Genomic DNA, 14,413 nt, shown 5'->3' on the forward strand with positions numbered 1-14,413 from the left:
AGGCATTTTTATTTTGGGGTCTACTAAGACCCCTCCCCAAAAGGGGTGAGGGATATGTTTAATCGCGGCATGTTTAATACAATGCCTTTTAATAGACAAGTAGAAAGCAGCGAGGTTTTTTCAACGGCGACCCTATCAGGATCAGGGAGTGCATCTTCGATAGGAGCTATAGAATCATCGGGGCAAACCACACTTTCCGGAACGGTGGGACATGCTTTTTCGGCAGGGATCGAAACATTCAGCACGGCCCTTTTATCTGGGGAGAGTGGTGCAGAGTTTATCATCAGTACGCCTGGGACTGCTTTATTATCTGGAAGCAGTGGATTAGGAGGAACCGGGCGGAAGTTTGTGACGCAGCGCCTGCAATTTACTGGCACCTTACAACCAGGTGAACAGTTGGTGATTGATACAGAGAAAATCACAGCAACAATCAACGGGCAGAATGCACTGAATCAAATAACGGGATCGTTTTTTGATCTTCAACCAGGCGCAAACACAGTAACTTATGCTGACAAGGAAAGCGCACGAAATATTGACATGATTTTGCGTCATCGCGGACGCTTTTATTAGGGGGTGAGGGGTTGTATCCAGTTGTATACAGCAAATTCGAAGACCAATACGAGGGGTATGGCTTGGCTGTGCTCGAACACGCAAAAGATGTCCGAGTCTACGAGAAACTAAACGGTGAGCATACACTTGAATTTGTACTTCCACGAAACGATCCGAAGTGGCAGTATATCGAAGCTGAGAACTTCATCAAGGCAGACGGACATTTATTCATTATCCGGACTACCGAAGAACAGCGGGATAATAACGGCAGGCTGCTTTCCAATATCCAATGTGAGCATATCTTTACTGAACTGCTGGATGAATATATCCAGTACGAAGAGCTAATCAACGTAACACCCCCCTTTGCTCTAGAGCGGTTTCTGAACGGAACTCGCTTCCATCCAGATGCAACCCGACTGACAGGAAATCGAGATTTAGAGGTTGAGGATGGCACACCGATTACAGCTATCAATCTGATGCTGAAGGAATGGAATGCAGAAGTGATGTGTGCCGGCCTGCCGGGAGCAGACGGGCGATTCAAGGTAACACTACTCCCTGAACGTGGAGTGGATCGGGGCGCACAGATTCGCTACCGAAAGAACCTCAAATCCATCAAACGAACAGTAGACAGTCGAAGCGTGATTACTCGTTTATATGTCTACGGAAAAGACGGGCTGGGGATCGAAGGAGCTCTCAAAAACACTGGCGGCCTTTCATATATCGACAGTCCCCATATCGGTATGTATCGACATCCAAAAAAGGGACCTGTCACATTCAACGATATTGAAGATCCGGATGAATTATACGAAGCAGGATTGAAGCACCTAGCTACTGTAGATACGCCTCAACTGACGTATGAAGTGGACGTAATGGAACTGGAGGATGAACAGAAAGAGCTTGGTGATACGGTCCGAGTGATAGACGAAGAGCTCGGCATCGATGTATCTGCACGGATTGTAGAGTATGAACGATACCCGTATGAACCGTGGCGGGGAAAAGTCGTTCTGGCTAACTTTCGATCAGGGCTGACAGACTTCCTTTCTGAGCTACAGGATGCGAAGGATACCGTGCAAAAAGTGATGCCAAATGGCCGGGTAAGCGCCTCGCGCTTAGAAGGAATCATTAATACATTAAAGACGAGAATCACCGGCAGTACAGCGATGGCGAAAGCTGAGGTTATGGAGGATAAAGGCATTGTATTCGAAAATACGGATGTCAACTCTCCCGACTACGGTGCTCTTTATCTCGGTCCCGGACTTTTAGCAATTGCCGACCGGAAAATAGGTGGGCAATGGGACTGGCGCGCGTTTGGAACCGGTGCCGGGTTTACAGCAGATGAAATTGTAACGGGCGTTTTAGATGCTGCGCTTGTAAAAATTCTAGCAAGTAACGCTGTGTATATGGACGGAACGGGTCTGCACGTGATCGATCCACAGGGAAAAGAGCGCGTGCGGCTTGGAGAATTCAAAAAGGGAAGCTATGGGGCTAAGTTTTCTGGCGGTGAAGTATACGCTTCTCGCTTTCAAACAAGTGAGGAAGGAGCAACAACCTATGTGGCACTGGAACCACCTACTTCACTTGTGTGTTATAAAGACGGGAAAAAGATTATTAGTATCGACGCCGGTGCAGCAGAGCCACGTATCAACATCTATGACAATAACGGCACCCGTTTAGCAAGCATAAGTAGATTTCAAATAAACAATCTTATATACGCTGGCTTTATAGCGCCTTCTGAATCAAATGGTATTGTAATTTCAGCTGGCGGTAATACATTAAAGCTTTCCAGTGCAGGCGGTGTTTCCTTAGATGTAGCAGGGGAATTTTATATAAACGGAGACGTGTATGCAACGGGGAAAATCCGTGCTGCTGGTGGTGTCTCTTAATCTCAAACGCCTTAAGGCGTTTTTATTTTGGGAGCTGCTGGTCGGCTCCCTCTACTTTTGCCCAGAAAGGGCGGTGAGGAGGATGTAGGTGAATACAAATCAGGAAGTCTTGGAAGCCAAGATCGAAGCACTCAGCCGTAACGTCGAGCGTTTGGAGAAGCAGCTCAACGAAGAAGTTGGCCGTCTTGAGAAACGTTTTACTGAAGATATCGTTCGGACTGAGAAGCAAATTTATGCGGGCATGCAGCGCCTAGAGCAGCGTATGAGTTCGCTTGAACAGAAGCAGGAGGCCGGAGCCGTTGAGGTAGCGCGACAATTCACCAAGAATTCGGAGCAAGTATCCGGCCAGTTCGCTAAGTCAAGCGAGCAGATGATTGAGATGCAGACCCGTGTAAAGGCGCTGGATGAAAAGCTGGTTACCTCGCATGCTCAAAACTTCAGCTTGCTACAGGACGTGAACAAGCAGCTGGCAGCGCATGGTGAATGGATGCGCGGCTTCATTGATGCGGACAAGGCTGGCGAGGAACAAACAAAAGGCAGAATGCTCGGGTGGATCGGAGCGATTGGCACGGCTGTAAGCGGCGCTGTACTGGCTTTTTGGGCATGGTGGTCAAAAACACAATAAGGAGGAGAATAGAATGCGGATAATTACAATCGAGCAGCTGCTGGACATGCTGGTAGAAAAAATATTAATGAGGGGGAAGGAAAATGCAAATTAAAGGGATCGACGTATCGCATTGGAACGGAGTAGTTGACTGGAAGAAAGTTGCCGCTGATGGCGTAAAGTTTGTTTTCTTAAAAGCAAGCGAAGGCACGAGCTATGTAGATAAAACATTCAAAACAAATGCCGCACGAGCGAATGCTGCGGGGATTCATGTAGGGGCCTATCACTATGCGAAATTCGATAGTGTTGCGGAAGCAAAGGCAGAAGTACAACATTTCTTGCGTACTGTTTCCGGTGTGAAAATCACATACCCACTTGTACTGGATCTGGAAGAGAACAAGAAGAAAGCAAGTAAAGTCGTTTTGACAGATGCTGCTGTTGCCTTCCTAGATGCTATCGAAAAAGCTGGATATTTTGCAATGATTTACGCCGGAAAGTCTTTTCTTGAAACACAATTAGATGAAAAGCGTCTGAACCCCTATGCTAAATGGATTGCCCGTTATAATTCGTTCCTGGGGCGCGGCGCAGATATTTGGCAGTATACGGATAAAGGGAAAGTAAACGGGATTTCTGGGAATGTAGATATGAATTGGTCCTATTGTGACTTCGCTGCGTTAATATCAAGTAAAAATGTTTTTAAGTCTCCTACAGCAGTCGGGGCGGTGACAGACAGTAAGGAGCCGACCTGCCGAATCATTGTGAACGGTGCAAAACTGGACGCACTCGGCATCATTCGAAATGACCTCTCCTACTTGCCTGTACGGGCTGTAGGCAACGCGACAGGGGTTAGTGTTGAATTCTGTAACGGAAAGGCCACGCTGGGCAAAGGGACGCTTGAGACAACTATTGTGATTGATGGAGCAGGGTATGCACAGGCGCGAGAGATAGGCATGGTGCTCGGCTACCTGGTTGATTGGAATGGTAAAACACGAACGGTAAAACTGACAAAGGGAGCGAGGTAGAAGATATGAAGGAGCGATTGAGAGACCCGTTTCTGTGGGTTGGCCTTGGTGGTTTGGCCTATCAGGCATTGAATCAGGCAGGCGTTGTTATCCCGCAGGAGACATGGGATATGCTGTTGGATACGGTTAGCTATCTGTGTATCGGAGTTGGCGTGGTATCTGGGTATAAAGAGAGGAAGAAATAAAAAGACCCACTATCCATTTTGGATAGCGGGGTTACATTAAAACATATCACATTGAACTGATACGATTTCGGGTCTTGATGGAAAAATAATATAAAACATCATTTCCTGTAACGCCTCTTCTGCATTTTGTTTGGTATGAAAAAAATATGCTTGGTTAATATTTAATGTAACCGTTACTGAGTGATGACTCCATTTTTCGAAATATGAATAGTTTTCTTCCCCAGGGTATATCATTCTAATTGCATACTTAATAGAGTCTTTATTTAACATTTACCTACCCTCACTTTAATATATTAAATCTATAACTTTAAATTATAGAAGGTAATAGGTTCAATAGTGCTTTTTTATTAACGAAATTAAACTATTGTTGGTTTATTAGTAGTCAATTGTATAACGTTATTGGCAAGTTCGTAAAATGTTTTATGAAAGTCAGCTCTTGCAATTTGCATATTGGTTAAAATATTACCGCCTTGTTCCAATTGCTCATCTGTTAAAGCAAATATTGGTACGTTATATTTTTGAGATTGAGCAATTAAACTGTTAAAGTCAGAAATATTAACCAAGTTATAGGGTTCTTCTTTTATAGGAGCATTTAAGAACTCTTCTCTATTGACAATCATGTCTAATTCTTTTAAGACTGGAACTAGATTGTGATCTACATTTTCTACAATTCTGTCTATCCATCTTTGGAAGGACTTGGCTGGACCTCCATTCTTAGGTCTGTATCTTTGGAGAATAGTCCCGATGAATTTTGGAGTTGTTTCAGGAAAAATATAATCCGCTTTGGTAAAAATTGGATTTTTCCTTATGGAAGAATATGTGTGATACCATTCCGGTAAAACTTGAGTTAGTGAGTTGATTGCCATATTACAAAAATAGTCAGGAGAACATGGAATGATAAAATAGTTACTTTGCATAAGGAGATTAGCGTTTGTTGCATTAACGCTTGGACTCATATCAATTAAAATATAATCAAAGCGGTATTCTTGTGCAGTTATTCTTAATAAATGAGAAATAGCTCCAGGTATATTTTGTGTAAATCTTAGACTACCTGTTAACTCTTGGGCAATTCCTATAGAAACATCGAAGTTGGAGAAGTTGATATGACCGGGTAATAAAAATAAATTCTCTCTATTAGGTATATGGTAGCATCGTACAGGAGATAATGGGACAGGCTTGGACTCAAAGACTGGATCCAAAGCTGATTTGATGTTATCTATATCACTATTTGTATAAAAATCTTCAAAATCTTCATGACCGGATAGACTAAGACATAGGCCTGTCAAATTACATTGAGAATCTGCATCCACCATTAAAACTTTTTTCCCTAACTCAGCTAACATCCAAGCTAAATTGAAAGTTGTTGTAGTTTTACTAACTCCTCCTTTGTGATTAAAAAGGGATATGATTTTTGTCATATATTCCACCTGCTTTTTGTAAGATATACTTATTTTAATAGATAATAAGATTCTTCAAAGCAAAAAAAAAACATCAAATTTCGACATTATTTCAATTTTTTATCATTTGAAGTAATTGTTTGTTTAATCATATAGTATGACTAGTATTATTTTGCTTTTTGTATACTTACTATAGATAAACAAAGATTTAATATTTTAAATTAAGTTCTGATTGTCTCGCAAAATCAGAACTGTCATTATGAATTAAACTCGACCCGTAGAAGTTTTGTTGAAAGTAGAGTTAGTAGTTCTATCCTTTAGAATGTAAGAACGGACAGTGCGCCTGTTATGAGTATATTGAAAAGTATTTTGTGCTCCTGGAAAGTACTGTGAGAAGCAACACGGTGTATATGCTACATGATTGAAGCAGGCATCTTAGATGGTAATTATGTGATCGTCTGCTGCTAGAGAATCTTACCGTGAGACTGACCCTGCTGCCAGATGTTACGATTTTAGGCAAGATGATTGGAATGTACCGGAACGTATATTAAGAAAAAGACCGGTAAAAGTAAAGAGAGCGATTTAACAAGGAACCGGCTGAGCGCTGGTTCTTTTTATATGTACATGTAAACAAGCAGCATCTGCATACCTTTCACTAACGGAGGGGATGCGCAGATGCATATTAAAATCATTAAAGGCAGTTCTACTGACAAACATATGCTCGCCTGCTATATTTATCTCAAAGACAAGTATAGGAGGGAAAAGCTGCGTGATCGGTATCTATGCAAGGGTGAGCACAGAAGAACAGGCCAAGAGTGGATTCAGTCTGGAGAGCCAGGTCAGGGAGTGTCGGAAGAAGGCCGGGAGTAGTGAATGTAAAGAATATATAGATGAAGGAATCTCTGGTGAGTTTTTAGATCGGCCGGCTTTATCACGCTTACGTCAGGATGTTCGTGATGGTCTTATTACTAAGATCGTTTGCTTTGATCCGGATCGGTTGTCACGTAAGCTTATGAACCAGCTGCTTATCACAGAAGAATTCGACCGGCGCAGCGTGGAACTGGTTTTTGTTAACGGGGAATATGCACGCACACCTGAAGGTCAGCTTTTTTACAGCATGCGCGGTGCGATTGCAGAATTTGAAAAAGCCAAGATTAATGAGCGAATGAGTCGAGGGCGTAAAGAGAAGGCACGCCAGGGGAAAGTGCTACGTGACTTCCAAGTATATGGCTACAGCTATGATAAAGAAACGGAGCAGATGGTTATTAACGAAGAAGAAGCTGCAGTTGTTCGGCTCATTTTTGATTTGTTTACGAAGCCTGGGAAGGTACAGGGAATGAACGGAATCGCCCTTTATCTCACAAAAGAAGGCATTCCGACAAAAAAGGGAAAGGGTGTATGGCATCGACAAGTAGTGCGTCAGATTTTAATGAATGAGGCGTACATTGGGGAGTTTTATCAGAATCGTTGGAATACAGAAGGAATGCTTGGAAATAAGCATAAAGATCCGGATGAGCGTGTACGAATGAAAGAACGTCCAAGAGAAGAATGGATCCATGTCCCTTGTCCACCCATTATTAATAATGAGCAGTTCGAATACGCGCAGAAGCTGCTGCAGGATTCACGGCGTCGCTGGGCTAAAAAAAGCCTAAACAAGTATTTGCTTAGTGGGTTGCTTCGCTGTGCTGATTGCGGAAACACATTGACCGGCCGGCGCGCAAAGAACTGGGGAAAGTATGTCTACGAGTATAGCGACATAAAGAATACGGCTGGTGCCAAGGTCAGAGGATGCGGTAGAAAAGTGAAGGTTGAAGAGCTGGATCATGAAGTATGGGAGACAATCCGTACCTGGTTAGAGAATCCTGATGAAGTGGCTGCGGCAGCAGACGCAGAGAGTGGAGAGCGTGAAGACATTCCATTTGAACAAGTAGAGATTGCTCGCCTGGAAAAAGAGATTGAAAAAGCTAAGGCTGGTCGGAAACGTCTTCTCTCTTTATTTGCTGCTGGTATGGATATAGGAGAAGAAGAGATCAGGGAAGAAATGCGGTCCTTAAAGGAAAAGGAAGAAGTGGCTACAAAACAATTGGAAGAGTTGAAGCTGCGATTTAAGGAAGTAAAGGAAGCTCGATTTAATCAAAACCTGTTGAGCGAAGCAGCTGAATACTATTTGACCAGGCGGCATGATGAACTGACGTTTGAGGATAAACAGCAACTGATTCGCCAACTGGTGCGCGAGATCATTCTTTATGAGGACCATATTGAGATATTCACATACTAAGCAATACTACTGACTTAAGAATCGAGATTTTAATGCATTTACGATCATTAAAAAAAACGAAGAAGGACGTTTCACTGCACGACCCAATTGGAACAGACAAAGAAGGAAATGAGTTTCCCCTACATCTTTATCTGTTGCTTCATTTGCCTATTCGTTTATAGATGCATGCATCTATAAAAATATATAGGGTGATATAGATTATGACAAGCATACTGTGCCGGCATCTAGATGAGTAGTTTCTTTATCGTAAGGTGGATGTTTAGAATTTGTTAAGAGCGGTCTGATAAGATGAAAAAGTAGTCCCAAGAGGATAGAGAGAGTCTCTATAGTTAAACACAACTCAATAGTAGAATAACATAAAAAAATGTATATTTTTTGAATTCTATAATTATTTCTTTTGGGTCGTATGATTACGGTAGGTAAATTGAAAAGGAGATGTATAAGAATGGATGCTTTTATTGGGACAATTTTGCCATGGGCAATAAGTTGGGCACCAAGGTATTGGTTGCCGTGTGATGGTCGAGCGTTGAACATAAACGAATATCAAGCCTTGTATTCTTTGATTGGTGTCACGTACGGCGGCAATGGTACCACTACTTTTAATTTGCCGGATTTGCGCGGCCGGGTTCCTGTTGGGATGGGGCAGCAACCAGGCAGCACTAACTTTGTCATTGGTAGTCACGGAGGTACTGAGAACACAACGCTTACCACCACCCAACTGCCGGTACACAATCATACTTTCTCTGGAAACGTACATGTAAACATTGGAGCACCTGCGAATACAGATGCACCGACGACCAACACACCAGCTGCGAACACAAGTCTTTCGGTAGCCAAAGACTCAACAGGTGACGTAGCGAATATTTATAACACGAATGCGCCTACGATGATGACAGCAACCATGAGTTCAACAGCTACGGTCAGCGGAGCTACGGGAGCGGCCGGTGTTGGCCAACCGTTCAGCAACATACAGCCGTACCAAGTCATCAATTATATCATTTGTGTAAATGGTTTGTATCCAAATCGCCCCTAATGGTTGAACATGTAGTAACCTTGCGAACTGTTGAAGAGGTGGACGAGGCAATTCTTTTGAATCTCTTTTTCAACAGCAGCTCCGACTTGCAGAACATCCCAATCCCGGACGATGCCAAAAATATACTCATTCGTCAACAGTTTCTGGCCGAGCAGCATTTTTTAAAGACGCATTTTCCTGATGCTGATGTAGGCGTGATTTTTTGGAATGAATATCCGATTGGAAGATTACATGTGTATAGAGGACAGGAAGCGTATCGAATTCTGGCGATTGCACTCCTTCCTGAATTCCGTAATAGGGGAATCGGAAGTAGTTTACTAGAAGGTATCCTGCAAGAGGCCACAGCCAGCAAAAAAAAGGTGTGTTTACAAGTTGCTTGGCATAACGGGCTGGCGCGGGCTTTCTACGAGCGAATTGGATTTGAAATGGTTGAAGACAAGGGAGTGTATTATGAAATGCAATGGATTCCCTGATTTTTTTGAGGAGTGGGAAGAGGGCGGCAGGATTCAATCTGAAGTTTTTACTTGTTCAAAGAGAGTATTTCATGTGTCACTATGCGAATAAAGGGGGAGAGTGTTATGGGAAAACAAAGGTCATCTCTAAAAGGGATGACGTGGTTGGCTCTGTTTTGCATGGTGCTTACTTTGGTATCACCAGTACAATTGATTTTTTACCCGAAAGCGGCTTCCGCGGCAACAACACCGCAGAATCAGAATTTTGATAATGAACCAACGGGCTCAGGACTTACAACACCACAGATCATAGGTGATTGGACGTTTAGCATGGTTAGCACTGCAGGGGGGAGTCCCAAGACCCAAGTCAAAAAACTAGCTCCTAACACGACAAATGACTTGTTATTTTTGGGGGGGTTTGAGGCTGCTGCGAATGAGTATGCTCGTGTTCAATCAAACACAGGATCGTTCAAGCTCCTTTCTTTTCGAGTCATTGAGCGAAATAGTAGTGCAAATAATTATCGAGTAGTGGGGTATCTTGAAGGAACACAGGTAGCGGGAGCTGAAAAGTCATTCACTCCTCTTTCGGCTGCTTTTTACGATGTGGATGTATCAAATGATTCTGCTTGGAAAAATATTGATGAGTTTCGAATTTTTGCGAATACCACAATTAAGTTGGAGATCGACGATATTATGGTTACCGATCCCATCGTTGCCCCGTTATCCACAAATGCCGACTTAAGTAACCTGAGCCTGAGTGAAGGCACGTTATCCCCATTGTTTGCCTCGGGCACGACAGGCTATACAGTAAATGTGGGGAATGCGGTAAGCAGCCTGACAGTAACACCAACCGTAGCGGATAGCACAGCTACAGTGAAAGTGAATGGTGTAACTGTTACTAGTGGAAACGCGAGTGGGGCGATCAGCCTGAGCGAAGGAAGCAACTCGATTACGGTAGAAGTTACGGCACAGGATGGCACGACGAAGAAAACGTACACGATTACGGTAACGCGTGCCGCATCATTATCGACAAATGCCGACCTAAGCAACTTGAGCGTAAGCCAGGGCACGTTATCCCCATTATTTGCGTCTGGCACGGCAAGCTACACAGTGAATGTGGGAAATGCAGTAAACAGCATCGATGTGACGCCGACCGTAGCGGACGCTGGGGCGACAGTTACCGTGAATGGGAATGCAGCAACGTCGAGTGAGGCAACGACCGTATCGCTGAGTGTGGGTTCCAATCCGATTACGGTAATAGTAACGGCTGCGAATGGCACGACAACGCGGACGTACACGGTTACAGTAACGCGAGCAGCGCCAGCTAATGCCACAACCCCGAATATCGACACACAGCCGACAGATCAAACAGTGAATGTGGGAGGTAGCGCATCTTTGAGTGTAGTCGCGAGTGGTGGCGTCTCACTGAGCTACCAGTGGTACAGCAACACGACAAACAGCAATAGCGGAGGCACGTTGATCAGCGGCGCGACGAGTGCGACGTATGCAGCACCGACAGGTACAGCGGGAACGACGTACTATTATGTGGTGGTGACGAACACAGATAGCAGTGCCACAGGTCAGCAGACCGCCACAGCCACGAGCGGTGTAGCGAAGGTACAGGTGAACGCGTTAACCAACGCAGCAACCCCGAATATCGACACACAGCCGGCAGATCAAACGGTGAATGTGGGAGGTAGCGCATCTTTGAGTGTAGTCGCAAGTGGTGGCGCCTCACTGAGCTACCAGTGGTACAGCAACACGACAAACAGCAATAGTGGAGGCACGTTGATCAGCGGCGCGACGAGTGCGACGTATGCAGCCCCGACAGGTATCGCAGGAACGACGTACTATTATGTGGTGGTGACGAACACGGATACCAGTGCCACGGGTCAGCAGACCGCCACAGCCACGAGCGGTGTAGCGAAGGTACAGGTGAACGCGTTAACCAACGCAGCAACCCCGAATATCGACACACAGCCGGCAGATCAAACGGTGAATGTGGGAGGTAGCGCATCTTTGAGTGTAGTCGCAAGTGGTGGCGTCTCACTGAGCTACCAGTGGTACAGCAACACGACAAACAGCAATAGCGGAGGCACGTTGATCAGCGGCGCGACGAGTGCGACGTATGCAGCACCGACAGGTACAGCGGGAACGACGTACTATTATGTGGTGGTGACGAACACAGATAGCAGTGCCACAGGTCAGCAGACCGCCACAGCCACGAGCGGTGTAGCGAAGGTACAGGTGAACGCGTTAACCAACGCAGCAACCCCGAATATCGACACACAGCCGGCAGATCAAACAGTGAATGTGGGAGGTAGCGCGTCTCTGAGTGTAGTCGCGAGTGGTGGCGCCTCACTGAGCTACCAGTGGTACAGCAACACAACAAACAGCAATAGTGGAGGCACGTTGATCAGCGGCGCGACGAGTGCGACGTATGCAGCACCGACAGGTACAGCGGGAACGACGTACTACTATGTGGTGGTGACGAACACAGATAGCAGTGCCACAGGTCAGCAGACCGCCACAGCCACGAGCGGTGTAGCGAAGGTACAGGTGAACGCGTTAACCAACGCAGCAACCCCGAATATCGACACACAGCCGGTAGATCAAACGGTGAATGTGGGAGATAGCGCATCTTTGAGTGTAGTCGCAAGTGGTGGCGTCTCACTGAGCTACCAGTGGTACAGCAACACAACAAACAGCAATAGTGGAGGCACGTTGATCAGCGGCGCGACGAGTGCGACGTATGCAGTACCGACAGGTACAGCGGGAACGACGTACTATTATGTGGTGGTGACGAACACGGATACCAGTGCCACAGGTCAGCAGACCGCCACAGTCACGAGCAGTGTAGCGGAGGTACAGGTGAATGCGTTAAGCAACGCAGCAACCCCGAATATCGACACACAGCCGGTAGATCAAACGGTGAATGTGGGAGATAGCGCATCTTTGAGTGTAGTCGCAAGTGGTGGCGCCTCACTGAGCTACCAGTGGTACAGCAACACGACAAACAGCAATAGCGGAGGCACGTTGATCAGCGGCGCGACGAGTGCGACGTATGCAGCACCGACAGGTACAGCGGGAACGACGTACTATTATGTGGTGGTGACGAACACAGATAGCAGTGCCACAGGTCAGCAGACCACCACAGCCACGAGCGGTGTAGCAAAGGTGACGGTAAGTAATACGACATTACAGAACAGCTATACAGTTGTAACGAGTAATTTGAATCCATCTAATCAAAGTCAAACCGTAACGTTTACTGCAACGGTATCGGGAGGAACGACTCTTTTACCTGGAGGAACGCCAACAGGAACAGTTACCTTTAAAAACGGTGCAACTATATTAGATACGATTACAGTGAATGCTTCAGGCGTCGCAGCCTATTCAACAAATGCTTTAGGTGTGGGAAGCCATGTGATTACGGCTGTTTACAATGGAGATAGTCATTTTAACAGCAGTACATCTACGCCACTAACGCAAGTTGTAAATGCGAAGACTGCAGGAGGAGGTGGTGGTGGCGGAAGTAGTACACCTGCACAGCCGTCCACTCCAAGTACTTCAAATACTGGGGTAGAAGTCTTGGTCAACGGTAAGGTTGAAAATGCGGGAATTGCCACCACAGCTAAGGTGAATGGTCAAACGGTAACAACGATTGCGGTTGACCCGAAGAAGCTGGACGATAAGCTGGCAGCGGAAGGCCAGCATGCGATCCTTACCATTCCGGTGAAGACGAACGCTGACATTCTTGTTGGAGAACTGACCGGACAAATGGTCAAAAACATGGAGCAAAAGCAGGCGGTTGTCGAAATCAAAACCGATAAGGCATCGTATACGCTACCTGCACAGCAGATTAACATTGATGCGGTATCCGAGCAAATCGGAAAGAGCGTGAGCTTACAAGATATCAAAGTAAGGATTGAGATCTCCAAACCGACAGCGGAAACGGTGAAGATCGTGGAAAACTCCGCAGCAAAAGGAGAATTTACGATTGTAGCCCCACCCGTTAATTTCACGGTAAAAGGAACATATGGAGATAAAACGATTGAAGTCTCCAAATTCAACGCGTACGTAGAACGAACCATCGCGATTCCAGACGGAATAGATCCGAATAAGATTACAACAGGCGTTGTTGTTGAACCGGATGGAGTTGTTCGTCATGTACCAACTAAAGTGATAATGATTAATGGAAAGTATTTTGCAAAAATCAATAGTGTCACGAACAGTACGTATTCTGTTATCTGGCATCCTATCGAATTTAAGGATGTAGAGAAGCACTGGGCGAAGACAGCCGTGAATGATATGGGCTCCCGCATGGTTATCAGCGGTGTGGGACACGAGAATTTTAGTCCTGACCAAGATATTACGCGTGCGGAGTTTGCGGCGATTATGGTTCGGGGATTAGGACTTAAAGTAGAGAATGGTTCCCAGTTATTCAAGGATGTACAGCCGGTAGATTGGTATGATGGCGCTGTGCAAACTGCCTATAAGTACAACCTAATCAGTGGGTTTGAAGACGGAACCTTCCGTCCAAATGATACAATTACTCGAGAGCAGGCCATGGCCATCATCGCAAGAGCGATGAAAATAACGGGTCTTCAAGCAAAACTTCAGATGAAAGAAGTCGAAACGTTGCTGCAGCCATTTAAGGATGCGAAAGAGGCATCAGAGTGGGCAAAGAATGACATTGCTGACTGTCTGCAGGCAGGACTTGTATCCGGAAGAGATGGAAAGCAACTAGCGCCAAAATCATACATTACAAGAGCAGAAGTGGCCGTTATTATTCAGGGGCTTCTCCAGAAATCTGAATTGATTTAAAACAGAAGGGCTATCCTCCAAAGCGTTCTTTTCAACGTTGGAGGATAGCCCTGTTTTGTTCCTATTTATAATAAATCAACAGTAAAAAGGAGACAGCCTAATTTGATGGGTTACCTCCTTTTTTAAAAAAGATAGATAAGATTATGCAATTAGAATAAGGTCTATGGATATGGGTTTCACCATAAC

At 45.3% G+C, this 14,413-nt stretch carries 10 protein-coding genes and 1 pseudogene; 10 read left to right on the forward strand and 1 reads right to left on the reverse strand.

All coding sequences use genetic code 11. The annotated features are described in order from the left end of the window. Nucleotides 1-54: 54 nt before the first annotated feature. From AB3351_RS13140 to AB3351_RS13160, 5 genes are all read left to right on the forward strand, one after another. On the forward strand, nucleotides 55-570 hold the full coding sequence (locus AB3351_RS13140; protein WP_371147589.1) for a phage distal tail protein: 516 nt from the start codon (nucleotides 55-57) through the stop codon (nucleotides 568-570). A gap of 11 nt (nucleotides 571-581) precedes the next feature. After that, nucleotides 582-2,432: a phage tail spike protein gene (locus AB3351_RS13145; RefSeq protein WP_371147590.1), complete on the forward strand. Its 1,851-nt coding sequence runs from the start codon at nucleotides 582-584 to the stop codon at nucleotides 2,430-2,432. Nucleotides 2,433-2,520: 88 nt separating this feature from the next. Further along, nucleotides 2,521-3,057 (forward strand): hypothetical protein, encoded by a 537-nt coding sequence (locus tag AB3351_RS13150; protein WP_371147591.1) that lies wholly within the window; start codon nucleotides 2,521-2,523, stop codon nucleotides 3,055-3,057. A gap of 83 nt (nucleotides 3,058-3,140) precedes the next feature. After that, entirely contained in the window at nucleotides 3,141-4,058 is a 918-nt protein-coding gene (locus AB3351_RS13155) for a GH25 family lysozyme (protein WP_371147592.1), read from the forward strand. Between the two features lie 5 nt (nucleotides 4,059-4,063). Further along, complete coding sequence (locus AB3351_RS13160; protein WP_371147593.1) at nucleotides 4,064-4,243, forward strand: hypothetical protein; 180 nt, start codon at nucleotides 4,064-4,066, stop codon at nucleotides 4,241-4,243. A gap of 356 nt (nucleotides 4,244-4,599) precedes the next feature. On the opposite strand, the gene AB3351_RS13165 is transcribed toward AB3351_RS13160, so the two are convergent. Beyond that, complete coding sequence (locus AB3351_RS13165) at nucleotides 4,600-5,661, reverse strand: ParA family protein (protein ID WP_371147594.1); 1,062 nt, start codon at nucleotides 5,659-5,661, stop codon at nucleotides 4,600-4,602. 748 nt (nucleotides 5,662-6,409) lie between these two features. On the opposite strand from AB3351_RS13165, the gene AB3351_RS13170 reads away from it, so the two are divergent. From AB3351_RS13170 to AB3351_RS13190, 5 genes and pseudogenes are all read left to right on the forward strand, one after another. Then, nucleotides 6,410-7,918 carry a recombinase family protein gene (locus AB3351_RS13170; RefSeq protein WP_371147595.1) on the forward strand — a complete coding sequence of 503 codons (1,509 nt, stop codon included), beginning with the start codon at nucleotides 6,410-6,412 and terminating at the stop codon, nucleotides 7,916-7,918. Nucleotides 7,919-7,941: 23 nt separating this feature from the next. Continuing rightward, nucleotides 7,942-8,040 (forward strand): annotated as a pseudogene (locus AB3351_RS13175) (RNA polymerase subunit sigma-70); the annotation flags it as partial. A 323-nt stretch (nucleotides 8,041-8,363) separates the two neighbouring features. Next, nucleotides 8,364-8,951 carry a phage tail protein gene (locus AB3351_RS13180; RefSeq protein ID WP_371147744.1) on the forward strand — a complete coding sequence of 196 codons (588 nt, stop codon included), beginning with the start codon at nucleotides 8,364-8,366 and terminating at the stop codon, nucleotides 8,949-8,951. 56 nt (nucleotides 8,952-9,007) lie between these two features. Continuing rightward, nucleotides 9,008-9,424 carry a GNAT family N-acetyltransferase gene (locus tag AB3351_RS13185; RefSeq protein WP_371147596.1) on the forward strand — a complete coding sequence of 139 codons (417 nt, stop codon included), beginning with the start codon at nucleotides 9,008-9,010 and terminating at the stop codon, nucleotides 9,422-9,424. A gap of 105 nt (nucleotides 9,425-9,529) precedes the next feature. Further along, nucleotides 9,530-14,227 carry a cadherin-like beta sandwich domain-containing protein gene (locus AB3351_RS13190; RefSeq protein WP_371147597.1) on the forward strand — a complete coding sequence of 1,566 codons (4,698 nt, stop codon included), beginning with the start codon at nucleotides 9,530-9,532 and terminating at the stop codon, nucleotides 14,225-14,227. Nucleotides 14,228-14,413 lie beyond the last annotated feature (186 nt).

It is taken from the genome of Aneurinibacillus sp. REN35 (genome assembly GCF_041379945.2).
Taxonomy (GTDB): domain Bacteria; phylum Bacillota; class Bacilli; order Aneurinibacillales; family Aneurinibacillaceae; genus Aneurinibacillus.